Raw genomic sequence first — 24,913 nt, 5'->3', positions numbered from 1 at the left:
ATAAAAATAGATATATTCTAGTTACCAGATCACTCTTTAACCACTGTTTCACTATCAGATAATTTATACCAATATATTTTAAAATAAATAAAGAAAATTTCATAATATGAAAATATCACTTTACAAATAGGAATGACAAGTATAATATATAAGTGTAAACAGGAGGATAATAATATGAAAGTTATTGTTACTAAAGATTATGAAGAAGCAAGTCAGAAAGCAGCAGAAATCATGCTTGACGTTATCAAAAATAAACCAAACGCAAACCTTGGCCTAGCTACTGGTTCTACACCAATCCGTCTTTATGAATTAATGAGAGAAGATCATAAAGCTAACGGAACAAGCTACAAAGATATCAAATCATTCAACCTTGATGAATATTATGGTTTAGCACAGGATCATCCACAGAGTTATTACTATTTCATGTGCCATCAGTTATTCAATGAATTAGATATCGATAAGAATAATATCAATGTTCCTAAGGGTAAGGGATCTATCGAAGAAGTTTGTGATGAATACAATGCATTATTAGCTAAAAATCCAAGAGATATCCAGTTATTAGGAATAGGTTCTAATGGACATGTTGGTTTCAATGAACCAGGTACATCATTTGATTCAGTGACTCACTACATTGCATTAAAGCAGAGCACAATTGAAGACAACGCTAAGTTATTCTTCAATGGTGATTTAAGTGCTGTTCCTACTCATGCAATCACTATGGGTATTTCTAATATCATGGAAGCTAAGAAGGTATTATTAATCGCAACTGGTGAAAGAAAAGCTAAAGCAGTTAAAGGCTTAGTTGAAGGACCAGTAACAGAAGATTTACCAGCTTCTATTCTTCAGAAACATGAAGATGCAATCATCATCGTTGATGAAGCAGCTGCATCATTATTATCTAAATAATTTCTTAAGGCGCTTAGGCGCCTTTTTTTGTGCTATAATTTTTTTGAGGTGATTTCATGAAGGCAATGAATAAAGACAATCCTAAATACAATGACTGCATAGAAAGAGAATCACAGTTATATGAAAGAAAAGGTGATTTTAGAACACCTTTTATGAGAGATTATAATCGTATAATATTCACTACAGCCTATGGACGCTTAAAACATAAGACACAGGTCTTTTTTGCGCCTGATAATGATCATATATGTACGCGTGCTGAACATGTGAATCTAGTAGAATCTATCAGTTACACAATTGCTTATCAATTAGGACTGAATACTGAACTTACACGTGCTATTAGTGCAGGACATGATTTAGGACATGCTCCTTTTGGTCATGGTGGAGAAAAGATTCTTTCTTCTTTGTCTATAAAACATGGATTAGAACCTTTCTGGCACGAAAAGAATAGCCTTCATCTCATAGATGATTTATGTTTACTAGAGGATGATCAACATATTGAACATAATCTTGATCTGACCTATGCAGTAAGAGATGGCATTATTGCTCATTGTGGCGAAGTGAATCAAAGAAGAATTAAACCTAGAGATGAAAAAATCGATTTAAAAGACTTTAAATCACCAGGACTCTATCAACCTTATACTCTAGAAGGGTGTGTCGTAAAAATCAGTGATAAGATAGCTTATCTGGCAAGAGATATAGAGGATGCATGGAACTTACATATACTTAATGAAGAAGATATGAAAAGCTTAATAGAAGAAATTAATGCAGTTGTCCCAGAATTATTTAAAGCAATCAATAATGGAACAGTGGTCAATTACTTTATTCAAGATGTGATTCATAATAGTACGGAGGAATATATTGGTTTATCTGATGAAGCTTTTGAAATTATGAAGACATTTATGAAGTTTAATTATCAAAAGATCTATGAAATAAAGAAGGTTAAGATTCATACGCAATATGTACAATTGATTCTAGAGAGTCTCTTTTCTTTCTTATATGAGTATGGACAACATGACAATTTTGTTTTAGACTTAAAAAAAGATGCAGAACGTTATCCACTCATTATTAATCATTATCTTAAATGGTTAATACGCTATAGTACTTTACTTCATGATGAACGTTATCAAAATCATATAGTCTATGACTTTGAGAATGATTCACATGCCTTAGAAAAAAGTATAATTGATTATTTATCAGGGATGACTGATCATTTTATTATTGATGCATTTGATGAATTACTTGCATATAGATAGGGGGAATTTTTATGCCAATTAATATACCAGATGATTTACCAGCATATAAAGTTTTAACGGCTGAAAACATCTTTGTGATGAACCAGACACGTGCGACTACACAGCGTATTAGACCTTTAAAAATTTTAATTGTGAATATCATGCCTTTAAAGATTACAACAGAAACACAATTATTAAGATTATTATCTAATACACCATTACAGCTTGAAGTAGAACTTATTCATATGTCTACACATGATTCTAAGAATGTTCCTAAGGAACATTTACTTACTTTCTATAAGACATTTAAAGATATTAAAGAGAATTCTTATGATGGTATGATTATTACAGGTGCTCCTGTAGAACAGATGCCTTTTGAAGAAGTAGACTATTGGAATGAATTATGTGAAATCCTTGAATGGGCCAAGACACATGTTTTTAGTTCTTTCTTTATCTGCTGGGCTTCACAGGCCGCTTTACATTATTATTATGGTATTGATAAGTACTTATTGAAGCATAAATTAACTGGTGTATATCGTCATCATACTAATCAAAGAAAGATGAGAAGAAAGATTTTAAGAGGTTTTGATTATCAGTTCTATGCACCACATTCACGTTATACAACTGTTTTAAAGGAAGATGTTGCAAGTAATTCTAACTTAGATATACTTGCTGAAAGTGATGATGCAGGCGTCTATTTGGTGGCTTCTAAGGATGGTTCTCAGTTCTTTGTGACAGGACATCCTGAATATGATCCAGATACATTAGATAAAGAATATAAGCGTGACAAAGAGAAACCAGATGTCACTGCTGAACTACCTAAAAACTATTATCTTGATGATGATCCATCTCAGGAAATACAAGTAAAATGGCGTTCACATGCCTATCTCTTATTCTCTAACTGGTTGAACTATTATGTTTACCAGGAAACACCATATGATCTAAGTGATCTTCATGAACGTAAGAAATAAGCCATCTTTCTAGGTGGCTTTTTATATTAGGAGGTGATTTTTGTGTTATTTATTCCACTCATTATATTATTGATCTTATATTTCATGTATTGCATGCTTATGCGTTATGAATCACGTACCTTGTGGAGTGGTGTTGGGTTCTTTGGGCTTTCACTTATGACTATTATTACAGCTTTCTTCTATGCGTTCTACTATTCTGAAACATTAACTCATTATCCACTTATTATGGATATAGGGGTTCTATTAGCCGCTGTTGCAGTACTGGTTATCCTGTTTTTTCCACTTGCAACTATTATTATGTTCTTTGTAGAAGGAATTAAAGTCATTAAACATGAAGGATTGAAATTCACTAACCTTCTATCTCTAGGATTTGCGATAGGATTATTTGTTTATCTCTTTATAGGACCAATCTTTTTTAAGTCTTCTAATAAAATAATGACAGCTCTCTATGCAATCATATCATTTACGGTTTTCTATTTCTTATCCGTTCTTGCTAGCTATTGCCTTTCTGCTTTCCTAAATACATTTCACTTATTCAAAAAAAGGAAACTGGATTATATAATAGTATTAGGAGCAGGCATCAAAGGAGAACAGGTGCCTCCATTACTCGCAAGTAGAATTGATAAAGGAATAGAAATCCTAAAAAAGAATCCAAAAGCTTTAGTCATTATGTCTGGAGGACAAGGCAAGGGAGAAGATATTCCTGAAGGAGAAGCCATGGCACGATATGCCATCAATAAAGGTATTGATGAGAGTAAGATAATCATTGAAGACAAATCTACGGATACAAAAGAAAACCTCTTATTCTCATCAAAACTTATGACTAAAGAATCTCCACGAGTTGGACTTGTTACTACGTCCTATCATGTTTTTAGAGCCTTGATACTTGCGAAAGATTTGGGAATTAGATGTATTGGCTTTGGTTCAGTCACTAAATGGTATTTTACATTAAATGCTTTGATTAGAGAATTCATAGGTTACTTAAGCATGACATGGAAGAAGCATAGTATTGTGATTATTCTCTACAGTATATTTGTTGTTATTTTTTCGATTGTGAGGTAAATGGTTATGGGTGCATTAAGTGTATTTTTTCTAATGGGCATATTGTCTACGCTATTTCTTATCTTTGTATCTTTATTTATAGGTATACTCTGTACTTATGTAGTAGGTTACCTTTTTGAAGGATTCCTTGTATCTTCATTATTAGATACTAAAACCTATCGTGGCTGGTTTCCTTTCTATAATAAATATTTACTAGGAAATATCACAGGAGATCATGTGCTCGGTATTATATCCTCTCTCTGTGCTTTTCCTGTATTAATTATTGGATATGTCTTATTTGTGATGGACGAATTAAACTATCTTTTATTTGTTGTGTTTCTAGTGATATTAATTATTGGTTTTATTGTCGATCATATTATTGCCTATCACTTCTTATCTAAAAGATGTAAATATGCATCATGGCTAATTGTATTAAGTGTTTTCTCTTGTGGATTCCTTCGTCCTATTATCTTGTTTATCACGAAAAATTGTAATCAAGTAAGTAAATCTTAATATTTTTGTAAGGAAATTGAGATGTTTCTTTTTAACATTTCACGATATAACTATTGTGAGGTGAAAAGAAATGCGATTATTCAAGAAATGTCTTTTAGTTCTAGGAATACTATTACTCATATTATCAGGATATATTATATTTCGTTCAGATACTTTTATAGAAGATGCTTCTACAAATCATGGCTGGAATCTTATGCTTGTGAATCATACAAGTAAAATACCAGATAACTATAAAGTAATACTTACAAAGTTGAATAATGGGAAAGAAGTAGATTCACGTATCGTTCCTGAACTATCACAAATGTTTAGAGATGCGAGAAAAGATGATATTTACATGCAGGTGAATGAAGGATATCGATCATCTTATTCACAGCAGAAGATCCTGGATAATCGTACAAACTATTATAAAAATAAAGGTTTATTTACGATTCTTGCAAGAAGATATGCATTAAATTATGTATCAGCCCCAGGTAGAAGTGAACATCAATTAGGACTTGCAGTGGATATAGTAGGGGATAACCGTTATACAACCAATCAGTCTGCTTATAGATGGTTAGAAAGAAATGCATATAAGTATGGTTTTGTGAAACGTTATCCTAAGAATAAAACATCTATAACACATATTAAGCATGAACCATGGCATTATCGTTATGTAGGTAAAAAAGCTGCTTTAAAGATGTATCAAAAAAATCTATGTTTAGAAGAGCATGTAGAGAGTCTGTAATAGACTCTCTTTTGTTTATGGTATAAACTGATACCTGGAGGTATTTTATGGATTATATCAAATTACTTGTTGAAGACATTCATTCTGTCACAATGGCAACTATTAATAGTGAAGGAAAACCAATCACAAGAATCATCGACTTAATGTTGTATGATAAAGAAGGTATTTACTTCTTAACTGCAAGAGGTAAGAGTTTCTATCAGGAACTCATGGATCAGGAGTATATTTCCTTAACAGGACTTAAAGGAAAAGTATCTTTTAGTTTAAGTGGTAAGGTTAAGAATATTGGGTCTCACAAACTTGATGAGATTTTCCTAAAGAATACTTATATGCAGTCTATCTATCCAGAAGATACAAGAAAGGTATTGGATGTCTTCTGCTTATATGAAGCTTCTGGTGAATATTTTGATATCAGTGATCCAGCACACATCAAAAGAGCACCTATTACTATTAACAGTAAAGAACATGGTACTTATTATACCATTACTGATTGCTGTATTCATTGTGGCAAATGTGAGACTATATGTCCTCAACGTTGTATTCATAATGAAGTAATAGATGTCTCACAATGTCTTCATTGTGGGGCCTGTTTAGAGATATGCCCAGTACAGGCAATTGAGTTTAAAGGTGTAAAGAAACGTCGTAAGGAAGATGTCTGCTTGATGAATATGTGTATGATTGAAGATGATAAAGGACATGTCTTAGTACAGAATAAAGTCAATGATTCCTATACAGGTATTACTTTTCCTGGTGGTCATGTAGAAAAAGAAGAAATATTCAAAGATGCTATGATTAGAGAAGTGAATGAAGAAACAGGTCTTACAATTAAGAATCCATATTTATGTGGTTTATATCATTGGTATAAGCATTCTATTCATAATATTATTCTAGTCTATAAGGCAAGTGAGTATGAAGGAGTTCTTCATTCAAGTAATGAAGGAGAGGTTTATTGGATTGATAAAGAAGATTTTTTAAATCAGGCACTTGCAACAGGTATGGAGTATGTATGGGATATTGTTCATAAGAAACATCAAGAATGTATTATGTCTAATATGGGAGAACATAAAAGAGGGGATTTATTCTAAATAATAACTTTTGATAATTTTCATATGGTGTAAATTGTTTTCATTTGATGAAAATTAATTATAATGATTTTTATTATGTATATAATACATACAGAAAAGATGAACGGAGGTAAAGGAAATGGGTTTTCCAAAAGGATTTTTATGGGGTGGCGCAGTTGCTGCCAATCAGTGTGAAGGTGCTTATTTAGAAGATGGTAAAGGTTTATCAGTACCAGATATGTTACTTGGTGGAGATGTAAATACTCCAAGAACATTCTTACCAAAGACTGATAAGACTGCGTTCTATCCAAGCCATGAAGCAATTGATTTCTATCATCATTATGCTGAAGATATTGCTTTATTTGCAGAAATGGGATGGAATGTATTCAGATTATCAATCAACTGGGGTAGAATTTTCCCTAATGGTGATGATGAAACACCTAATGAAGAAGGTTTAGCTTTCTACGACAAGGTATTTGACGAATGTAAGAAACACAATATTGAACCTTTAGTTACATTATGTCATTATGAAATTCCTTGGAACATTGTGACTAAATACAATGGTTTCTCTGATAGAAGAGTGGTTGATATGTTCGTTAAGTATGCAACTACTTGTATGAAACGTTATAAGGATAAGGTTAAATACTGGTTAACATTTAACGAAATCAATATCGCATGTATGGGTGAAGGTGGATTAGGTGACCTTTATGGTTTAGGTATCATGGACCCAGAAGATGTTAACTCTGATGAACGTATTCCACTAAACAAATTAAAATCTAACCCTCAGAAAACATTTGAAGCATTACATAATCAGTTTGTTGCAAGTGCATTAGTTGTAATAGAAGGTCATAAGATCAATCCTGATTTCATGATTGGCAACATGATTGCTCATACAACTTTATATCCATTAACACCAAATCCAAAAGATATTCTTGCAGCATTTAATGAAGATAACTTCAAGAATAACTTCTGTGGTGATGTACAGGTTCGTGGTGAATATCCAACATATATGTTCAGATATTTCAAGGATCATGGTATTGATACTTCATTTATTACTGAAGAAGATAAGAAAATCATTAAAGAAGGTGTTATTGACTTCTATACATTCTCTTACTATATGTCTAACTGTGTAACAGTTGATGAAAATGCTGAAAAGACAAATGGTAACCTTGCAACAGGTGCTAAGAACCCCTACTTAAAGGCTTCTGACTGGGGATGGCAGATTGACCCTGATGGATTAAGATATACATTAAATATCCTACATGACCGTTATCCTCATATACCATTAATGGTTGTAGAAAATGGTTTTGGTGCATTTGATAAGGTAGAAGAAGATGGTTCTGTACATGATACTTATAGAATTGATTACTTCAGAGATCATATTAAAGCAATGGATAAAGCTATCGAAGATGGTGTACCACTAATCGGTTATACAACTTGGGGACCAATCGACTTAGTATCTGCAGGTACTGGACAGTATGCGAAACGTTATGGTTTCATCTATGTAGATAGACATGATGATGGAACTGGGGACTTCTCTAGAAGCAAGAAAGATTCATTCTTCTGGTATAAGAAAGTCTGCGAATCTAATGGTGCTGATTTAGACTAATACAACAAGACGTAACTCATATACGAGTTACGCCTTTTTTCTTATTCATCAAAGATATTTACAATCTCACCATCAAGAATACGGTTCATATTCTTAACGGCACAGAAGTTACCACACATAGAACATGTATCTTCTTTTTCAGGTGCTGCTTCAGCACGATAACGTCTTGCTTTTTCTGGATCAATAGAATACTTGAATGTTTCTTCCCAGTCCAGCTTCTTTCTTGCACATGCCATCTTATTATCTAATTCCATGGCACCAGGAATACCCTTCGCTATATCTGCTGCATGTGCTGCAATCTTAGATGCAATAATACCTTCTTTAACATCATCTAGATTAGGCAGACGAAGATGTTCTGCAGGAGTCACATAACATAAGAATGACGCACCATAAGTGGCTGCAATGGCACCACCGATGGCAGCAGTAATATGATCATAACCAGGGGCAATATCGGTTACTAGAGGGCCTAATACATAGAAAGGTGCACCTTTACAGATTGTCTTCTGGATTTCCATATTAGCTGCAATCTGATTTAAAGGCATATGACCAGGACCTTCAATCATCACCTGCACATCTTTATCCCATGCACGTTGTGTTAATTCTCCTAATGTCACTAATTCACCAATCTGAGCCACATCAGTTGCATCAGCCAAACATCCAGCACGACAGGCATCACCTAAACTCATAGTAATATCATATTCACGGCAGATATCTAATACTTCATCATAATGTTCATAAAATGGATTTTCTTCTCCAGTCATAGCCATCCAGGCGAACATAATAGAACCACCACGAGAAACAATATTCATTAAACGCTTATTATTCTTAAAACGTTCATACATAGCTCTATTGATTCCACAATGAATAGTCATGAAATCCACACCATCTTCTGCATGCATTCTTACAATATCTAACCATTCTTTTGCCGTAATATCTTTTAAAGCTTTATGATAATAAACAACAGCATCATAAATAGGGACTGTACCAATAATGGCAGGACATTCTTTAGTTAATCTTTTTCTAAAAGTACGTGTATCACCATAAGAACTTAAGTCCATGATTGATTCAGCACCCATCTTGACTGCATTATTAACCTTTTCAATCTCTACATCCATGTCTTTACAATCTCTAGAAATACCTAGGTTCACGTTGATCTTAGTCTTCAACATTGAACCAATACCACTCGGATCAATAGAAGTATGATTCTTATTACATGGGATAATAGCCTGTCCTTTCGCAATATACTCACGTAATACTTCTACATCCATAGATTCTTTTGCAGCTACAATTTCCATTTCAGGTGTAATAATACCCTGTCTTGCAGCATCCATTTGTGTTGTGTAACTCATACACTTCCTCCTTTAAACAATAAAAAAAGGTATACCTGAGCATGTATACCTAAAAAACAAAATTCCTACGCCGGCATTATCCGTATCAGGTTTTATGGGTCGAAATCCGATCGTATTTCTTCTCAGCCGTCGCGTCAGCTCCCCTTTTTTATTTGGTTGATAGTGGTATATTACATCTTATATAAATAAAATGCAACGCTTTCATTAAAAAAATGTTACAAAATTATTGTGAAATTTTGAACAAATAATGTAACAATGAAAACATTGTTATATTATGACTATCCTGTCAACAAAATATCACTTATTTATTGGATTGATGAACTGATAATGTAAAGATGAAACATTTTTACGAAAGTTTGATCTCTATTTCTGAAAATTATAGAAATCACTTTCATTTCTATTTATAATTATTAGAAAGAGAAAAGGAGATAAGACAATGTTTAGAGACGACTTTTTATGGGGTGGCGCAGTAGCTGCTCATCAGTGTGAAGGTGCCTGGCAGGAAGGCGGAAAAGGAATCAGCTGTACAGATGTAGAAACAGCGGGAGATAACGTAACAGGAGCACCTAGACGTTTAACAGATGGTGTTCTTCCTGGAGAAGATTATCCAAACCATGTAGGTGTAGACTTCTATCATCATTATAAGGAAGATATCGCATTACTTGCTGAAATGGGATTCAAGGCATTTAGAACTTCTATTGCCTGGACAAGAATCTTCCCAAGAGGAGATGAAGAAACACCTAATGAAGAAGGTTTAAAGTTCTATGATGATGTATTTGATGAATTATTAAAATATGGTATTGAACCAGTCATCACATTATCACATTTTGAATTACCTTGGGCACTCGCAAAAGAATATGGAGGATTTAGAAATCGTAAAGCCATTGATATGTTTGTGAAGTTCGCAAAGGTATGTTTTGAAAGATATCAGCATAAAGTAAAATACTGGATGACATTCAATGAAATCAATAACCAGGCTGATCCGACTCAGCATAACTTAATCCAGGAAGGTGCTGTATTATTAAAAGAAGGTGATGATGCTGAATATTTAATGTATTTATCAGCACATCATGAATTAGTCGCTTCAGCACTTGCAGTTAAGGCAGCTCATGAAATCAATCCTGACTTAAAGGTTGGCTGTATGATTGGTATGAATGGTGTTTATCCAGCTTCTCCAAAACCAGAAGATATGATGAATGCCTTAGGTGCTATGCATCAGAAATATTGGTATACTGATGTACATGCAAGAGGACATTATCCAAACTATATCTTAAAGAAGTTTGAAAGAAAAGGATATGATTTCATTACTGAAGAGGATAAGAAAATCTTAAGTGAAGGTAAAGTAGATTACATTGGATTCTCTTATTACATGTCATTTGCAACTAAGTATCAAGGACGTAATGAAAAGACATTTGATTACTGTAGTGAAGACTTTGTAAGAAATGAATACTTAAAGGCTTCTGACTGGGGATGGCAGATTGACCCATTAGGATTACGTTGGTGCTTAAACTGGTTCTATGATCGTTATGAACTTCCAATGATGATTGTAGAAAACGGTTTTGGTGCTTATGATAAGAAAGAAGCAGATGGTACTGTAGATGACCAGTATCGTATTGATTACTTAAAGGCACATATTGAAGCAATGAGAGATGCAGTCACTTATGATGGTGTTGATCTTTTAGGTTATACTATGTGGTCTCCATTTGATATCGTATCTGCTTCTACTGGTGAATATGATAAACGTTATGGTTTCATCTATGTTAACTATAATAATAACCATGAAGGGGACTTCTCTAGAAGTAAGAAGAAATCATTTTACTGGTATAAACACGTTATTGAAACAAACGGTGAAGAATTATAATACTCAAGAGATAGCTGCGGCTATCTCTTTTTAGCAGTTAAATTTGACAAGTGCTAAATAAAGACTATAATTATCAACAGGTGATAAAGATGCGTAACTATGTATTTGATTTTACTCATTCCTATAAAGGGGATTATCCACAGTTAACTTATTATGATTGTAGTGACATTGAAGGAACACGCTTATTCTGTGACGAGCAGGCAGAAAAACAATTAAAAGAGATGATAAGCAAGAATGGTATTTCTGGTATTCATTTTATTGATTCAGGTGATTATCATTACATCACTAAATTGATGACTGATTTTATCCATGAACCTTTTGATCTTGTTTTGATTGATCACCATACAGACATGCAATCTTCTATTGTAGGAGATATGCTTAGCTGTGGGAATTGGGCTAAAAAAGCTTTACAAAACCCTTTCCTTCATCGTTTATACTTAATAGGGCCAAGTAAACATGATTTAAAATCAGTGGAACGGAATAAAGTATTAAGTTTCAGTATAGAAGAACTTGAACAAGGTGCTACTATTCCTCTTGAAACGAAATATCCTGTTTATATTTCTATAGATAAGGATGTCTTAGATGAAAGATATGCCATGACGAACTGGAATCAAGGAGACATGTCACTGGGGATGTTAGAGGATGTATTAGCGCACTTCCTAAAAAACTGTGAAGTAATTGGCATTGATATATGTGGTGATGATCCTGATATCGATGATTATCCTACTTATATAAAAGCTGAAAGAATCAATAATCTTTCTGATGATGCACTTTATCAAACTGCTATGAAAATACTTAAAAGGAGACAAAAGAAATGAGAAAAGATTTTGGTGCACGTGCACTTACTTATCCACAGCCTGTCTATATGATTGGGAGCTTTGATAAGGATGATCATCCTGATTTAATGAACGCAGCATGGGGTGGCATTAGCGATACAATGGAAATTTCATTGAGTCTTTCTAGTGGACATAAAACAGTCCAGAATATCTTAAAAACACAGGCTTTTACTGTCAGTATTGCAGATGAGGATCATGTAGTAGCGTGTGATTATGTAGGCGTTGTATCAGGGCATAAGGAACCCAATAAACTAGAAAAAGCAGGTTTTACTTATACGCCATCTAGTAAAGTACATGCACCTATTATCAATGAATTACCTATATGTCTAGAATGTCGTCTTAAGGACTATGATTTAGATACAGAAATCATGAAAGGTGAAATTGTCAATGTATCTGTAGATGAACGTGTCCTAGATGAAACAGGAAGAGTCGATGTATCTAAAGTAAAACCTATTACTTTTGATCCCTTTAATAATCAATATGTAGGTTTAGGAAAAGTTGTTGGCCGTGCTTTTAAAGATGGTCTTAAACTAAAATAAGGACTCATAGGAGTCCTTTTAAATTAGTATTTTTTAACTGTATGTAATTTATCTAATAAACCACTCTTTTTAAATGTAGGTGCTAAAGCTAAATAAAGTGCTGAAGAAATCACAATCGCAATTACTGCATTAGTAATAGTAGTCACTGCATTCCAAGATGCAAGTGCTAAAGCAGCTTGAGAAGGTGCACCAAGTAATATTGAAGTATAGAAATAAGAGAATAGTGGTTCAGCAATCACATTAAATAATAAACCTGCAAATGTAGAAGCAACGACACCAATCACTAACTGCTTACCTTCTAATTTTTGAATCTTGAATACTCTATGTGCAACTAGACCTGTAATAACCCCAATACCAAATTTTAAGATAAATGTCTTTGGTGCGACTACTACATAAGTAGGATCAAGTAAATCACCAATACCCATACCAACTGCTCCCGCAATTCCTCCAGGAACACCACCTAATAATAAAGCAGCCAATATACAGAATGTATTTCCTAAATGGAATGAAGTAGTTCCTCCTGGTGTTGGAATCTTAATCTGTAGGAATGTGAAGGCGATATAAGCTAAAGCCGCCATCAATCCTGTTACTGCAATTTTTAATGTTTTATTGTCTTTCATATAAAACTCCCCCTTTGATGAATAACACTATACATACATTCTGACATTATATAAATACTCAGTTATCAACTAAAAAAATAAGGTCAGTTTTAAAACTGACCTTATTCATGTACGATTTTTCCAAATAAGAAACGGATCAGAGGACCACAATAGAAAATCTGGAATAATAATGCGACAGGGAAGTTCATGGATGTTGTCTGGAAATAGACTGAAGCATCGATGTTTTTGAATAATACAGTTGCGATTAAGCTCATGCATGGACACATGATACAAACAATCATACAAGAAATGGCAAGAGTAATCACGATAGGACGATCTGTAGACTGTACAAAACGGAAAGCAAGCTTATGAGCTAAAGAATCTACAACAAGTAGTTCTAAAAAGAAAGCGACAGGCCACATGATAATCATTTCGTGGAAGGCAAGTAAAAAGACCTGGTTTGTCATTCCTCCGATATTTAATGAGATGTTGAAGAGAATCATGACATACACCATTAAGAATGACATCATCGCTGTAAATAATAAATTTTGTTTAAATGTTTTAGGCATTATAAAATGCTCCTTTCTTGAAATTATACAAAAAAACAACACTTAATATAAGTGTTGTTCGTTATCAAACTGTGCTTGTGCGTTTCCAATAATACCCTAAATCAATATTCTTTTTTTGCATGACTTACTTTAATATATTTTAGAAAATATGTCAATAAAGTATTTTTTCTAATATTTCTATAGCCTGTGGTAATTTATCTAAATCGATAGAAGAGTAGTTCATGATGAAGGTATGGGATGTATGAGGTATATTCTTAAGGTAGTAATGAGAAATAGCTCTTAGATGGATTCCTTCTTCTTTTAATTTATTGATAAGTGTTTCATCAGACATATGTGTATGTATCGTGATAAGGAAATGAAGACCTGCATCTTCCTTGGAAATAGTAATCATATCCTTTAAATCACTTTTCTCTAGCATCTTTACAATCGCATCACGCTTATTATGATAATGGTTACGTAATTTAGTAATATGCTTATCAAAATAATGTTCATTAATAAATGATGCAAGAGTATATTGTTCGAAGTTAGAGACTGTACAGGCATAAAAAGAGAGCTTCTTATTATAGAGTTCTAATAAATGATGAGGAAGCACCATATAACTAATACGAATTGTAGAGGCAAGAGTCTTAGTAAAGGTATTCATATAAATAACCTTTTCACTTAAATCAATACTTTGCAGGGCAGGAATAGGCTGTCCACTTAAACGTAACTCACTGTCATAATCATCTTCTATAATATAGCGATGTTCCTTCTTATTTGCCCATCCAAGTAATTCATAACGTCGAGATACAGGCATAATAATACCAGTTGGGAAATGATGAGAAGGAGAGATATGCGCAATATCAACATCTAAATCTTCTAATTGGTTGACCAGTATTCCCTGCTCATCCATATCTATAGGAACACACTTAGCCCCTAAACTAGAATAAACATCTAATATTTTATTATAACCAGGATTCTCTACGGCATAGACAAGATCTAAACCTAATAATTGTACGAGTAATCCATATAAATATTCAGTACCCGCACCGATAATGATTCTTTCTGGTTCAACATCCATATTTCTGAATTCTTTTAAATGATGAGAAATCGCTTCTCTTAATTCATAAATACCACCTACTGGAGGATTAATCATTAGTTCTGATTGGTGTTCATTTAATACGTCCTTCATAAGTTTTGACCAGGTTGTGAAAGGAAACAAATGGGCTGGTGTCTGATTAGAAGAGAAATCACACCAATAGGATTCTTTCTTAATAGAAGGTTTATGAATCATCTTAGCAGGAATAAGGGGTGTCTTATTATTAATAGGAGATACATAAAAGCCTTTCTTAGGTAATGAATAAATATATCCCTCAGCCATTAACTGCGCATAAGCATTCTCTATTGTAATAATACTAATACCTAGATTTTTCGCAAATGTACGCTTAGAAGGTAACTTCTCATCTGCTGTCAGATGTCCTTCTAGAATATCATTCTTGATAAATGTATATAATTGCTGGTAGAGAGATTTATGGTTATTTTCATCAAAACTATATGTAAGCATAAATTCATCCTTTCTTTTCTAACCATTATAGCGTAATCATTTGAAAAAAAGAAGAAAACAGCATAGAATAGTCATATTAATGGAGGATAATCTATGGCGTTAACGGCTAAAAGAATTACAGAGAATTTTAAGGAATTAGAAGATCTTAATAATGAAGCATTTCCTAAAGAAGAACGTGTCTCTATTGAAAGAATGATTGATTTATCTCAAACTGGTATATCAGATCTTTATGGTGTTTATGATGAAGACACATTTGTAGGTTTCTTTATGACAATGACATCTGCTACATGTGTTTATTTATTCTATCTCGCAATTCGTTCATCACTTCGTTCTCGTGGGTATGGAGGACGTACTTTAAAGTTGATGGATGATCTCTATCAAAGACAGATTGTGTTGGATATGGAACCTTTAGATGATCAAGCAGATAACTATGAACAGCGTTTAAGACGTACTAAGTTTTATGCGAGTCATGGCTACCGTTCTAGTGGGTATCATTTATTCTATTGGAATCAGACATTTGATTTATTATGTACAAGAGGTCCTTTCCTAAAAGATGACTTTATTGAGATTACTAAAGAACTTCAAAGAGTTGTGGATGAATCAGGAGAAGGGGATTTCCATCCAAAGATGTTGAAGGCAACCTATGATATTCTAGATATTATTGATTTATAAGAACCGAAAGGTTCTTTTTTTTCATTTCCTAACACTTAGGAAGTTAAATTGAATGCATAAAGCACTGTAAACCATTACAATGAAGGTACAGGAGGTTATACGTATGAATAATAGACAGCAGCGTATTATAGATATCCTTTATGATTATGATGAATGGGTGACAGGTAAAGAGCTTGCTTCTATGTTGTCTGTATCAGATCGTACAATCCGTTCTGATATTGAGCATATTAATAAAGAGTATGAATGTACTCTTATAGAAGCCAATCGTCGTAAAGGTTATCACTTAGACGAGATGCTGACAAGTGTCAAAGGAATTACGACAAAGTCAGTCATTCCTCAGACATCTCAGGAACGTGTATCTTGGATCATTAAGGAATTATTGTTTAAACAGGAAATGAATCTCATTGAATTACAGGATCGTATTTATGTCAGTGGTTATACGATTGATAATGACTTAAGAAATATCAGACGTATACTCAATGAATATCCTTCTTTAAAAGTGGTACGTGTAAAGAACCACATTCGTTTAGAAGGTAATGAAAATGAAAAGCGTTCTGTATATAAGCATCTATTAGAATCAGAAATTAAAGGAAACTTCACAAATATCAGTGCCTTGTCTCATTTATGGAAGGATTTTAATCTCATTGATGTGGTAGAAATCTTTAAGAATGTCTGCGCAAATAATCATTATAAGTTCAAGAATGTCAGTCTTCCTATGTTGATGATGCATGCTGGTATTGCGATTGAACGTATCAGGAATAAGAATTATTTATATGAAACACAGAGTGATTGTACAGGTATTGATTTAGAATATCGTGTTTCAAAGGATTTCTTTGAAGAATTATCACAAAAGTTTGGTATTCCTTATGTTGAAGAAGAAGTCGTTAAGTTTGCTTTTTTATTAGAAGGAAGAGGCAGTCATGTAGACTTAAAAACAGAATCACAACAGTTAGTAGAAGAAGTATTATTAGACATTAAAGATTGTTTTGATATTGATTTTAGAGATGATGAAGAACTTTATAATAGTTTAGTGATTCATATGCAGTCATTACTTGATCGTATTAAAGTAGATAAACCTAATACAACAGCTTATTTAAAGGAGATTAAAAGACAATATCCTTTAGTCTTTGAAATGGCAATACATTCCAGTAATGTCATTTCTAAAGCTACAGGTAAACCTTTAGTAGAAGATGAAATCTCTTATCTCGCTTTACATTTTGGAACAGCCTATGAAAGACATATCAATACACAGAAATACCGTGTAGTCATGATTATTCCCCATAATCAGATGCTGGCGAAAGCATGTATGGATAAGATTGAAACACGTTTTAGAGAACGTATGGAAATTATTAAGGTATTCCCATTCTTTGAAAATAATATGATTTCATCACTTCATCCTGACTTGATTTTGACTGTTGTACCTTTACAGCATGAATTGTCTATTAAGACAGTATCAATTAGTTTATTTGTGAACTATGAGGATGAAAGTCAGATCTTCCAGGCACTCAATCAATTAGATAGAGAAAAATATCATGATCAGTTCTGTCATATTGTAAAGAAGCTTATTGGGCAGGAAACATTCTTTATAAAAAAAGACATCGCATCTAAGGAAGATGCTATTAACTATTTATGTGATAATCTGATTCAGTTAGGCTATGCCACACAAGAATATAAAGAAGATGTTTTTAAAAGAGAAGAGATGGCAGGAACAGCCTTTGTGCAGGGCTTTGCGGTACCTCATGCCATTACAGTACAACCATTACGTTCTACAATATCCGTCATGGTCTTAAAGAATCCCGTTAAGTGGGGTAAGTATGAAGTGCGTCTTATTCTCTTATTATCTATCAGTGAACAGGATAATCAGATGCTGCATACATTCTTTGATTGGTTATCCAATGTACTCATAGACTATAACCAGCTGATGCAGTTTATCGAAGCAGACAATTATCAACAATTTATGAAGCTAATGACAGCGTGAGGTAACATATGAAAAAACAACAACAGACTATTGCATCATTACCAAGACGTTTTGGTGCATACTTATTAGATTGGTATATTGGTGCTCTTTTTACATCATTTCCTATCGCAATTGTGTCACAGAAGATTTATGGCACAATGAAGAACCAGAATCTACTAAAGTACCCTCATCAGTTAGGACTGATTTGTGGGTTACTCGCATTACTAGGCGCAATTATTTATTATGTCATTATTCCTTTAGTGATTAATAAGGGACAGACAATCGGTAAAAGAATATGTCATATTAAGATTGTAAAGAGTGATGGCAAAGATGTAGGCCTTAAAGAACTGATAATTAGAGAAGTATTAGGAGCCATTATTATTGAAGGAGTTCTATATTCTGCAAGTACAATATTACATCAGGTATTACAGATCAGTTTAGGTATTAGTTTAGTTAAGCCGATGATGTATGTTGGCTTTGCGATTACAATCGTGAGTGCCATTTTATGTTTAGTGAATAAGAAAGAACATTTAGCATTACATGATTATCTAGCACGTACTAAAGTAGTGAATTTTTCCTAAATAGAGGAAATCGCATTCACCACCTGAAAATAAATATAAGTTTATACTATGAATTGTGAGATGGAGGAAATCACATGGAAGATTTAGAATTATTAAGTTTTAACATTATTTCTGCCGTGGGTACTGCAAAGTCACGTTATGTACAGGCAATGTATCTTGCTGAGAAGGGTGATTTTGATGAAGCTCGCGCAAAAATCAAAGAAGGAGAAGAAAGCTTTGTGAAAGGTCACGAAGCACATGCATCACTTATTCAGAAGGAAGCATGTGGTGAAAAGACAGTTCCAACAATTCTTCTTATGCATGCGGAAGATCAGCTTATGAATGCTGAAACAACAAAAATCATGGCTGAAGAGATTATCAAACTATCTCAAAGAATTAAAAAATTAGAAGGAGGAGAATAGGATGAAAAAGGTTTATTTATTCTGTAGTGCAGGTATGTCTACTAGTATTCTTGCAAGTAAGATGCAGGAAGTTGCAAATAGCCATAACCTACCAATCAAGGTCGCTGCTTTTTCTCATAACAAATTAGGAGAAATCGTTAAATCTGATTGTCCTGATTGTATTTTACTTGGTCCACAGGTTGAATATCTTTATGACGAAACAGTAGCTAACTTCGGGCACCTAAACATACCTATTTCTGTGATCGACCAGGATGATTACGGTATGATGAACGGTGAAAGAGTACTAAAAAAAGCAATTCTATTAATTAAGAAAAACAATAAATAATAATTAAAGGGAGTACTTAAAGTATGATGAAACAACTTGAAAAGTATTTAATGCCTTTAGCGGAAAAAATTGGGCGTAATAAATACTTAATGTCAATTCGTGATGGTTTCTTAGTATCAACACCATTACTTATTGCAGGATCAATTTTCTTATTAATCGCAAACTTTCCAATTGCAGCTTGGACAAAATTTTTAGAATCAACAATTATCAATCAGAAAACAGGTGAGTCACTTGCTGCATTCTTATCAAAGCCATCTGATGCAACATTCACTATCATGGCAGTATTTGCGGTAATGGGTATCGCTTATTCATTTGCTGGTCAGATGAAGACAAACAAGATCTTCGGTGCTGCCTGTGCACTTATGTCATGGTTCTTAATCATGCCATACTCAATCACTGGTAATGTTGCTGTAGGATCTAAAACTATTGAAGCAACTCTTTCTGGTATCCCATTAGGATGGGTTGGTGCTAAGGGTATCTTCGTAGGTATCATTACTGCATTCTTAAGCGTACATATTTATGCTTGGGTAGAAGGTAAAGGCTGGACAATCAAGATGCCAGCTGGTGTTCCACCAACAGTTGTAGAATCTTTCTCAGCATTGATTCCAGCAACATTTGTAATGACTTTCTTCTTCCTAGTAAACTTAATGTTTGGTTTCTTAGGAACAAACGTATTCCAGATTATCTTTGAATTCTTACAGACACCATTACTTAACCTTGGTGATACATTAGGGGCAATGGTTGTTGCTTATATCTTCTTACACTTATTCTGGTTCTTTGGTATCAACGGTGGATCTGTAGTAGGTGCTGTATTTAACCCAATTCTTCAGACTCTATCAGCAGAAAACATTCTTTTCTTCACTAAAGGACAGGGCACAGGACATATCATCTGTCAGCAGTTCCAGGACTTATTCGCTACATTTGGTGGATGTGGTTCTACATTATCATTATTAATCGCAATGTTATTATTCTGTAAATCTAAACGTATTACAGACTTAGGTAAACTTGCTTTAGTTCCAGGTATCTTTGGTATCAACGAACCAATCGTATTCGGTTTACCAATCGTATTAAATCCAACTATGCTTATTCCATTCATGTTAGTACCAACAGTAAACATCATTATCTCATACTTCTGTATGGCTCTTAAGATTGTTCCAATCTGTTCAGGTATCAACATCCCTTGGACTATGCCACCAATTATCTCAGGTTTCTTAGCAACTAACTGGGTAGGTGCACTGCTTCAGGCTGCCCTTATCGTTATTGGTGTTATTATCTATATGCCATTCATCAAGGTACTTGATAAGCAGTACTTAAATGAAGAAGCTCAGGCTCAGGCTGCTAAAGAAGAAGACGACATTGATTTAGACGACTTATCTTTTGACGATCTATAAGAAGGAGAGATGAAACATGAAAATCGTAATGATTTATGACCAGATCCAGTCTGGTAAAGGGATTAAAGATGATCACATGGTACCTTTAGGACTAGTAAAAGAATCATGTGGACCTGCTATTATGATGGAACCATTCTTAAAACAGGTAAATGGACATGTTGTATGCTGTTTATATTGTGGAGATGGATTCTATGAAGCAAATAGTGATGAAGTTAGCCGTAAACTTTGCGCAATGGTAGAAAAAATCAAACCAGATGTTGTTGTATGTGGTCCATGTTTCAACTATCTTGGCTATGGACGCATGGCTGCACGTGTCGCTTACGATATTAACGAAAAAACTCATTCACATGCTATGGCTGCAATGAGTATAGAAAATGAAGAGACAATTAATGAATATAAAGACAAGGTTCATATTATCAAGACACCTAAGAAGGGTGGTACTGGTTTAAATGAATCATTAGAAGGAATCTGTCAGCTTGCCAAGGCAATGTGTGAACAGAAAGATGAAGACATCGTTGCTTCTAAATATTGTTTCTAAATTAACTTGAGGATACGTGAGGACGTATCCTCTTTCAATAAAAGGAGGATATTAATATGTACGGTATTATTGCTACTTGGAGAATGGCTTTAGAAGGTATTACAAAAGCAGATGAAATGTTAAAGAATCATGGAGATGCAGGAGATGCAATTGTTGAAGCTGTTAAGGCTGTAGAAGATTTCCCATATTATAAATCAGTAGGTTATGGCGGATTACCTAACGAAGAAATGATTGTTGAACTAGACGCGGCTTATATGAACGGAAATACTCTTTCAGTAGGATGTGTTGGTGCAATCAAAGACTTTGCCAATCCTGTAGAAATCGCAAGAAAATTATCTCATGAAAAGGTAAATAATTTCTTAGTAGGTGCAGGTGCTGAAAAGTATGCATCTAAGAATGGTTTTGAAAGAAAGAATATGCTTACTGAACGTGCTGAAATTCATTATCATAATAGATTAAAAGAAATGACTCAGGAAATTAAACCTTATTCTGGTCATGATACAGTAGGTATGGTCTGCTTAGATGAAAATGCAAAGATGACTTCTGCAACTTCTACAAGTGGTCTATTTATGAAGCGTTCTGGTAGAGTAGGTGATTCACCCGTATCTGGATCAGGTTTCTATGTTGATAGTGAAGTCGGTGGTGCAAGTGCTACAGGACTTGGTGAAGATGTGATGAAGGGCTGTGTCTCTTATGAAATCGTAAGAATGATGAAAGAAGGTATGCACCCACAGGCTGCATGTGAAAAGGCTGTTAATACATTCTCTAAAGAATTAATCAAACGTCGTGGTGAAGCAGGAGATATGTCTTTAATCGCTATGAATAATAAAGGTGAATGGGGATGTGCCACAAATATTGAAGGTTTCTCATTTGTAGTTGTAACTCCAAAACTTGAACCAACTGTATTTGTAGTAAAGCATGAAGGTGAACATAGTGTCTTTGAAAAAGCAAGTCAGGAATGGCTTGATGATTATATGCGTACAAGAACAGCCCCATTGGTAAGAAAATAATGAATGAAGAAATTCTAAAGGCTGTTGATGAGATTGCAGATGAGATGATTGAAGGCATCAAGCGTATTGTACGTATTGATAGTGTAGAATCTGAGGCTGTGAATGATGCTCCTTTTGGAGAAGGTGTACGCCATGCACTTGATGAAACACTTCAGTTATCTCGTGATCTTGGATTTGAAACAGTGGATGTTGATCATTATATCGGTTATGCACGTTATGGTAAAAGTGATGATTATGTATGTGCCTGTGGTCATTTAGATGTTGTACCAGTAGGTGAAGGCTGGAAACATCCACCATTTAGTGCTTATGAAGAAGACGGTGTGATTTATAGCCGTGGTATTCTAGATAACAAGGGTCCTATTCTTTCATGTCTTTATGCCCTTACTGCTTTAAAGAGACTTGGCATAAAGCCTGAAAGAGAAGTACGTATCATCTTTGGTTGTGATGAAGAATCAGGATTTGAGGATTTAAAATATTATTTAGATCATGAAAAAGCACCTATTGCCGGCTTTACACCAGATTGTAAATATCCTGTTGTTTATGCTGAAAGAGGACGTGCTGTTATCAAAGTGAAAGCTGATCTAGATCATTTGATTACTTTTATGAATAAGTATATCTTAAATACACAAAATAAAGGTGAAAGACTTGGTATTGATTATAAGAATGATGAGTTTGGACAATTAGAAATCCGTAACTATCATTTAACTAAAGAAGACTTCAGCTTTTCTATCAGTTATCCAGCAGGAATTACACTAGAAGAAATACTTACTAAACTTAATAATATAAAAGGTTATGAGTATGAAGTCGTGTCTCATTTCAAGCCTGTTTATTTTGATAAAAAGGCACCAATGGTAGAAATCATGAAAGAGACATATGAATATGTAACGGGTAATGATGGAACTCCTGTTACTACAACAGGTGGTACTTATGCGAAAATGATGCCTCATATTGTCCCATTTGGACCTTCTTTCCCAGGACAGAAAGGTATTGGACATAATCCCAATGAATGGATGACAAGAGAGGATCTCATTACCAATGCAAAGATTTATGCTTTAACACTTTATCAATTATCTAGAAAGGAAACAGAACTATGATTGAAGTATGCTGTGGAAGTTATAAGGATGGCCTACGTGCTTACAAGGGTGGAGCCACACGCATTGAATTAAACAGTGCCCTTTATTTAGGAGGTTTAACACCCTCTGTGGCTTCATTAAAACTCTTAAAAAGAGAAACAACATTGACTATTATTTGTATGGTTAGACCTCGTGGTGCTGGTTTTACTTATGATGAAATAGAATACAAACAGATGTTATTAGAAGCAGAAGACCTATTAGAAAATGGCGCAGATGGTCTCGCTTTTGGTTTCTTAAATAGTGATCATACAATTGACGAAAAGCGTACAAGAGAATTTGTAGAACTTATTCATAAATACCATCGTACGGCTGTATTCCATCGTGCCTTTGACTGCTGTGATGATTTAGATCATGCGATGACTCAATTGGTTGAACTTGGCATTGATCGTGTTTTGACAAGTGGTGGTCAGCCAACTGCGATAGATGGAGCAGATAAGATCAAATCATTACAAGAAAATTATGGTAAGGATATTGAAATTCTTGCAGGAAGTGGTGTGAACTATAATAATGCATTCTCTTTAATGGAACATACAGGTATCTCTCAGGTACATTCTTCTTGTAAGGATTATGAAGAAGATCCTACAACTTCAGGCAAGTCTGTCACTTATAGCTATTATACGGACACACATGCTAATGATTATGAAAGTGTGGACCAGGAAAATGTCGAAAAACTTGTCAGCAGCCTACAAAACAAATAAAAGATATATTATTACTTTCTTTGCAGTGTTCTTTTCGGCACTCCTACAAACATTTGTTCTTCAGACATTTTTGAATCCTTCTAATCTATTATCAAGTGGTTTTACAGGTGTTGCGATTCTAATTAATCGTATCAGTATGCTTTATGGGTATTCTTTATCTATTTCCACACTTGTGATTGTACTCAATCTACCTGTCGCAATTGTATGTTATAAGACAATCGGTAAGAAGTTTGTTTTCTTCTCTTTCTTACAAGTTATCTTCTTCAGTATTTTCACAAGGGTATTATCTTTTGATCCATTATTTGATGATGTGATCTTGAATGTATGTTTTGGTGGATTCCTTTATGGCTTTGCGATTGCGATTGCCTTAAAAGGTAATGCAAGTACAGCTGGTACGGACTTTATCGCTTTATATGTATCTAATAAAATGAACAAGTCAATTTTTGAATATATATTTGTTTTCAATACATTAATGTTATGTGTATTCGGATTTATGTTTGGCTGGGTTCATGCAGGATATTCTATATTATTCCAATTCCTCTCAACTAAAACGATTGATACATTCTATAAGCGATATAAACGTGTGACTTTAGAAATCACTACAATTCATCCTGAAGAATTACGTCAGGCGTATATTGCACAATATCGTCATGGTTTGACTATGCTTCATGGTGAAGGAGGCTATAGCGGTCATCCTCTTACAATGATTCATACTGTCGTGTCAAGCTATGAAGTACAGGATATTGTTGATCTCATGAAGAGTATTGACCCTCATGTCATTATCAATATATTACCAACAGAAAACTTTGTCGGTGGATTCTACCAAAAACCACTCGATTAACAGGCTTTGG

26 protein-coding genes and 1 riboswitch are annotated in these 24,913 nt (G+C 34.1%); of the genes, 22 read left to right on the top strand and 4 right to left on the bottom strand.

The annotated features are described in order from the left end of the window. The first annotated feature begins 174 nt into the window (after nucleotides 1–174). The 8 genes from nagB (at nucleotide 175) to QVO42_RS03970 (ending at nucleotide 8,060) form a co-directional block, all read left to right on the top strand. Complete coding sequence (gene nagB, locus QVO42_RS04005) at nucleotides 175–906, top strand: glucosamine-6-phosphate deaminase (RefSeq protein ID WP_022424885.1); 732 nt, start codon at nucleotides 175–177, stop codon at nucleotides 904–906. Nucleotides 907–962: 56 nt separating this feature from the next. Then, nucleotides 963–2,159 (top strand): deoxyguanosinetriphosphate triphosphohydrolase family protein, encoded by a 1,197-nt coding sequence (locus QVO42_RS04000; protein ID WP_022424884.1) that lies wholly within the window; start codon nucleotides 963–965, stop codon nucleotides 2,157–2,159. Between the two features lie 11 nt (nucleotides 2,160–2,170). Further along, on the top strand, nucleotides 2,171–3,109 hold the full coding sequence (metA, locus tag QVO42_RS03995) for a homoserine O-acetyltransferase MetA (protein WP_022424883.1): 939 nt from the start codon (nucleotides 2,171–2,173) through the stop codon (nucleotides 3,107–3,109). 42 nt (nucleotides 3,110–3,151) lie between these two features. Further along, nucleotides 3,152–4,171: a YdcF family protein gene (locus QVO42_RS03990; RefSeq protein WP_022424882.1), complete on the top strand. Its 1,020-nt coding sequence runs from the start codon at nucleotides 3,152–3,154 to the stop codon at nucleotides 4,169–4,171. A 6-nt stretch (nucleotides 4,172–4,177) separates the two neighbouring features. Further along, nucleotides 4,178–4,663, top strand: a complete 486-nt coding sequence (locus QVO42_RS03985) for a hypothetical protein (protein ID WP_022424881.1) — start codon at nucleotides 4,178–4,180, stop codon at nucleotides 4,661–4,663. Between the two features lie 70 nt (nucleotides 4,664–4,733). Then, nucleotides 4,734–5,387, top strand: a complete 654-nt coding sequence (locus QVO42_RS03980; RefSeq protein ID WP_022424880.1) for a M15 family metallopeptidase — start codon at nucleotides 4,734–4,736, stop codon at nucleotides 5,385–5,387. A 47-nt stretch (nucleotides 5,388–5,434) separates the two neighbouring features. Beyond that, the gene (locus tag QVO42_RS03975) at nucleotides 5,435–6,472 is read left to right on the top strand and encodes an NUDIX domain-containing protein (RefSeq protein ID WP_022424879.1); all 1,038 of its coding nucleotides are present in this window, start codon (nucleotides 5,435–5,437) and stop codon (nucleotides 6,470–6,472) included. 118 nt (nucleotides 6,473–6,590) lie between these two features. Then, nucleotides 6,591–8,060, top strand: a complete 1,470-nt coding sequence (locus QVO42_RS03970; RefSeq protein WP_022424878.1) for a glycoside hydrolase family 1 protein — start codon at nucleotides 6,591–6,593, stop codon at nucleotides 8,058–8,060. Nucleotides 8,061–8,101: 41 nt separating this feature from the next. Here the strand turns inward: QVO42_RS03970 and thiC are convergent, their stop codons facing one another. After that, nucleotides 8,102–9,409, bottom strand: coding sequence for a phosphomethylpyrimidine synthase ThiC (gene thiC, locus QVO42_RS03965; RefSeq protein WP_022424877.1), 1,308 nt, complete (start codon nucleotides 9,407–9,409; stop codon nucleotides 8,102–8,104). Between the two features lie 45 nt (nucleotides 9,410–9,454). Next, a riboswitch (TPP riboswitch) is annotated at nucleotides 9,455–9,564 on the bottom strand. 281 nt (nucleotides 9,565–9,845) lie between these two features. Here thiC and QVO42_RS03960 point away from each other — a divergent pair. From QVO42_RS03960 to QVO42_RS03950, 3 genes are all read left to right on the top strand, one after another. Then, nucleotides 9,846–11,270, top strand: coding sequence for a 6-phospho-beta-glucosidase (locus tag QVO42_RS03960; protein ID WP_022424876.1), 1,425 nt, complete (start codon nucleotides 9,846–9,848; stop codon nucleotides 11,268–11,270). An 89-nt stretch (nucleotides 11,271–11,359) separates the two neighbouring features. Further along, nucleotides 11,360–12,088 (top strand): arginase family protein, encoded by a 729-nt coding sequence (locus tag QVO42_RS03955; RefSeq protein ID WP_022424875.1) that lies wholly within the window; start codon nucleotides 11,360–11,362, stop codon nucleotides 12,086–12,088. Beyond that, nucleotides 12,085–12,645, top strand: coding sequence for a flavin reductase family protein (locus tag QVO42_RS03950; RefSeq protein WP_022424874.1), 561 nt, complete (start codon nucleotides 12,085–12,087; stop codon nucleotides 12,643–12,645). The genes QVO42_RS03955 and QVO42_RS03950 overlap by 4 nt, the downstream gene beginning before the upstream one ends. A 23-nt stretch (nucleotides 12,646–12,668) precedes the next feature. Here the strand turns inward: QVO42_RS03950 and QVO42_RS03945 are convergent, their stop codons facing one another. From QVO42_RS03945 to pdxR, 3 genes are all read right to left on the bottom strand, one after another. Then, nucleotides 12,669–13,265 carry an ECF transporter S component gene (locus tag QVO42_RS03945; RefSeq protein WP_022424873.1) on the bottom strand — a complete coding sequence of 199 codons (597 nt, stop codon included), beginning with the start codon at nucleotides 13,263–13,265 and terminating at the stop codon, nucleotides 12,669–12,671. 101 nt (nucleotides 13,266–13,366) lie between these two features. Further along, nucleotides 13,367–13,813 (bottom strand): DUF2798 domain-containing protein, encoded by a 447-nt coding sequence (locus tag QVO42_RS03940; protein ID WP_022424872.1) that lies wholly within the window; start codon nucleotides 13,811–13,813, stop codon nucleotides 13,367–13,369. 151 nt (nucleotides 13,814–13,964) lie between these two features. Continuing rightward, nucleotides 13,965–15,356, bottom strand: coding sequence for a MocR-like pyridoxine biosynthesis transcription factor PdxR (gene pdxR / locus QVO42_RS03935; RefSeq protein WP_022424871.1), 1,392 nt, complete (start codon nucleotides 15,354–15,356; stop codon nucleotides 13,965–13,967). A 93-nt stretch (nucleotides 15,357–15,449) separates the two neighbouring features. On the opposite strand from pdxR, the gene QVO42_RS03930 reads away from it, so the two are divergent. From QVO42_RS03930 to QVO42_RS03880, 11 genes are all read left to right on the top strand, one after another. Continuing rightward, a complete protein-coding gene (locus tag QVO42_RS03930; RefSeq protein ID WP_022424870.1) occupies nucleotides 15,450–16,028 on the top strand; it encodes a GNAT family N-acetyltransferase in 579 nt (192 codons plus the stop codon). A 103-nt stretch (nucleotides 16,029–16,131) separates the two neighbouring features. Continuing rightward, a complete protein-coding gene (locus QVO42_RS03925) occupies nucleotides 16,132–18,006 on the top strand; it encodes a BglG family transcription antiterminator (protein WP_022424869.1) in 1,875 nt (624 codons plus the stop codon). Nucleotides 18,007–18,014: 8 nt separating this feature from the next. Beyond that, entirely contained in the window at nucleotides 18,015–18,566 is a 552-nt protein-coding gene (locus QVO42_RS03920) for an RDD family protein (RefSeq protein ID WP_022424868.1), read from the top strand. A 74-nt stretch (nucleotides 18,567–18,640) separates the two neighbouring features. Continuing rightward, nucleotides 18,641–18,967, top strand: coding sequence for a PTS sugar transporter subunit IIA (locus QVO42_RS03915; protein WP_006504762.1), 327 nt, complete (start codon nucleotides 18,641–18,643; stop codon nucleotides 18,965–18,967). A gap of 1 nt (nucleotide 18,968) precedes the next feature. Further along, on the top strand, nucleotides 18,969–19,292 hold the full coding sequence (locus tag QVO42_RS03910; RefSeq protein ID WP_006504763.1) for a PTS sugar transporter subunit IIB: 324 nt from the start codon (nucleotides 18,969–18,971) through the stop codon (nucleotides 19,290–19,292). A 23-nt stretch (nucleotides 19,293–19,315) separates the two neighbouring features. Beyond that, nucleotides 19,316–20,683, top strand: coding sequence for a PTS sugar transporter subunit IIC (locus QVO42_RS03905; RefSeq protein WP_022424867.1), 1,368 nt, complete (start codon nucleotides 19,316–19,318; stop codon nucleotides 20,681–20,683). Nucleotides 20,684–20,699: 16 nt separating this feature from the next. Beyond that, nucleotides 20,700–21,221, top strand: coding sequence for a GrdB-related putative oxidoreductase (locus tag QVO42_RS03900; protein ID WP_006504765.1), 522 nt, complete (start codon nucleotides 20,700–20,702; stop codon nucleotides 21,219–21,221). Nucleotides 21,222–21,277: 56 nt separating this feature from the next. Then, nucleotides 21,278–22,231 carry a glycosylasparaginase gene (locus QVO42_RS03895; protein ID WP_022424866.1) on the top strand — a complete coding sequence of 318 codons (954 nt, stop codon included), beginning with the start codon at nucleotides 21,278–21,280 and terminating at the stop codon, nucleotides 22,229–22,231. Continuing rightward, on the top strand, nucleotides 22,231–23,325 hold the full coding sequence (locus tag QVO42_RS03890) for a Sapep family Mn(2+)-dependent dipeptidase (RefSeq protein WP_022424865.1): 1,095 nt from the start codon (nucleotides 22,231–22,233) through the stop codon (nucleotides 23,323–23,325). The genes QVO42_RS03895 and QVO42_RS03890 overlap by 1 nt, the downstream gene beginning before the upstream one ends. Next, the gene (locus QVO42_RS03885; protein WP_022424864.1) at nucleotides 23,322–24,062 is read left to right on the top strand and encodes a copper homeostasis protein CutC; all 741 of its coding nucleotides are present in this window, start codon (nucleotides 23,322–23,324) and stop codon (nucleotides 24,060–24,062) included. The genes QVO42_RS03890 and QVO42_RS03885 overlap by 4 nt, the downstream gene beginning before the upstream one ends. Further along, a complete protein-coding gene (locus QVO42_RS03880) occupies nucleotides 24,025–24,903 on the top strand; it encodes a YitT family protein (protein WP_022424863.1) in 879 nt (292 codons plus the stop codon). Before QVO42_RS03885 ends, QVO42_RS03880 begins: the two co-directional genes overlap by 38 nt. Nucleotides 24,904–24,913 lie beyond the last annotated feature (10 nt).

Source organism: Catenibacterium sp. CAG:290 (genome assembly GCF_000437715.1).
GTDB classification, from domain to species: domain Bacteria; phylum Bacillota_I; class Bacilli_A; order Erysipelotrichales; family Coprobacillaceae; genus Catenibacterium; species Catenibacterium mitsuoka_A.
Note: the sequence above shows the minus strand (reverse complement) of the source record. Positions and strands in the feature narration are given on the sequence as shown.

What these genes read in the sequence shown, in the direction of transcription:
- QVO42_RS03910 (WP_006504763.1), top strand. Translation starts at nt 18,969, where the DNA reads ATGAAAAAGGTTTATTTATTCTGTAGTGCAGGTATGTCTACTAGTATT.
- QVO42_RS04000 (WP_022424884.1), top strand. Translation starts at nt 963, where the DNA reads ATGAAGGCAATGAATAAAGACAATCCTAAATACAATGACTGCATAGAA.
- QVO42_RS03980 (WP_022424880.1), top strand. Translation starts at nt 4,734, where the DNA reads ATGCGATTATTCAAGAAATGTCTTTTAGTTCTAGGAATACTATTACTC.
- QVO42_RS03960 (WP_022424876.1), top strand. Translation starts at nt 9,846, where the DNA reads ATGTTTAGAGACGACTTTTTATGGGGTGGCGCAGTAGCTGCTCATCAG.
- metA (WP_022424883.1), top strand. Translation starts at nt 2,171, where the DNA reads ATGCCAATTAATATACCAGATGATTTACCAGCATATAAAGTTTTAACG.
- QVO42_RS03955 (WP_022424875.1), top strand. Translation starts at nt 11,360, where the DNA reads ATGCGTAACTATGTATTTGATTTTACTCATTCCTATAAAGGGGATTAT.
- nagB (WP_022424885.1), top strand. Translation starts at nt 175, where the DNA reads ATGAAAGTTATTGTTACTAAAGATTATGAAGAAGCAAGTCAGAAAGCA.
- QVO42_RS03940 (WP_022424872.1), bottom strand. Translation starts at nt 13,813, where the DNA reads ATGCCTAAAACATTTAAACAAAATTTATTATTTACAGCGATGATGTCA.
- thiC (WP_022424877.1), bottom strand. Translation starts at nt 9,409, where the DNA reads ATGAGTTACACAACACAAATGGATGCTGCAAGACAGGGTATTATTACA.
- QVO42_RS03915 (WP_006504762.1), top strand. Translation starts at nt 18,641, where the DNA reads ATGGAAGATTTAGAATTATTAAGTTTTAACATTATTTCTGCCGTGGGT.
- QVO42_RS03925 (WP_022424869.1), top strand. Translation starts at nt 16,132, where the DNA reads ATGAATAATAGACAGCAGCGTATTATAGATATCCTTTATGATTATGAT.
- QVO42_RS03895 (WP_022424866.1), top strand. Translation starts at nt 21,278, where the DNA reads ATGTACGGTATTATTGCTACTTGGAGAATGGCTTTAGAAGGTATTACA.
- QVO42_RS03920 (WP_022424868.1), top strand. Translation starts at nt 18,015, where the DNA reads ATGAAAAAACAACAACAGACTATTGCATCATTACCAAGACGTTTTGGT.
- QVO42_RS03930 (WP_022424870.1), top strand. Translation starts at nt 15,450, where the DNA reads ATGGCGTTAACGGCTAAAAGAATTACAGAGAATTTTAAGGAATTAGAA.
- QVO42_RS03880 (WP_022424863.1), top strand. Translation starts at nt 24,025, where the DNA reads ATGTCGAAAAACTTGTCAGCAGCCTACAAAACAAATAAAAGATATATT.
- QVO42_RS03945 (WP_022424873.1), bottom strand. Translation starts at nt 13,265, where the DNA reads ATGAAAGACAATAAAACATTAAAAATTGCAGTAACAGGATTGATGGCG.
- QVO42_RS03885 (WP_022424864.1), top strand. Translation starts at nt 23,322, where the DNA reads ATGATTGAAGTATGCTGTGGAAGTTATAAGGATGGCCTACGTGCTTAC.
- QVO42_RS03900 (WP_006504765.1), top strand. Translation starts at nt 20,700, where the DNA reads ATGAAAATCGTAATGATTTATGACCAGATCCAGTCTGGTAAAGGGATT.
- QVO42_RS03970 (WP_022424878.1), top strand. Translation starts at nt 6,591, where the DNA reads ATGGGTTTTCCAAAAGGATTTTTATGGGGTGGCGCAGTTGCTGCCAAT.
- QVO42_RS03985 (WP_022424881.1), top strand. Translation starts at nt 4,178, where the DNA reads ATGGGTGCATTAAGTGTATTTTTTCTAATGGGCATATTGTCTACGCTA.
- QVO42_RS03905 (WP_022424867.1), top strand. Translation starts at nt 19,316, where the DNA reads ATGATGAAACAACTTGAAAAGTATTTAATGCCTTTAGCGGAAAAAATT.
- QVO42_RS03950 (WP_022424874.1), top strand. Translation starts at nt 12,085, where the DNA reads ATGAGAAAAGATTTTGGTGCACGTGCACTTACTTATCCACAGCCTGTC.
- pdxR (WP_022424871.1), bottom strand. Translation starts at nt 15,356, where the DNA reads ATGCTTACATATAGTTTTGATGAAAATAACCATAAATCTCTCTACCAG.
- QVO42_RS03975 (WP_022424879.1), top strand. Translation starts at nt 5,435, where the DNA reads ATGGATTATATCAAATTACTTGTTGAAGACATTCATTCTGTCACAATG.
- QVO42_RS03890 (WP_022424865.1), top strand. Translation starts at nt 22,231, where the DNA reads ATGAATGAAGAAATTCTAAAGGCTGTTGATGAGATTGCAGATGAGATG.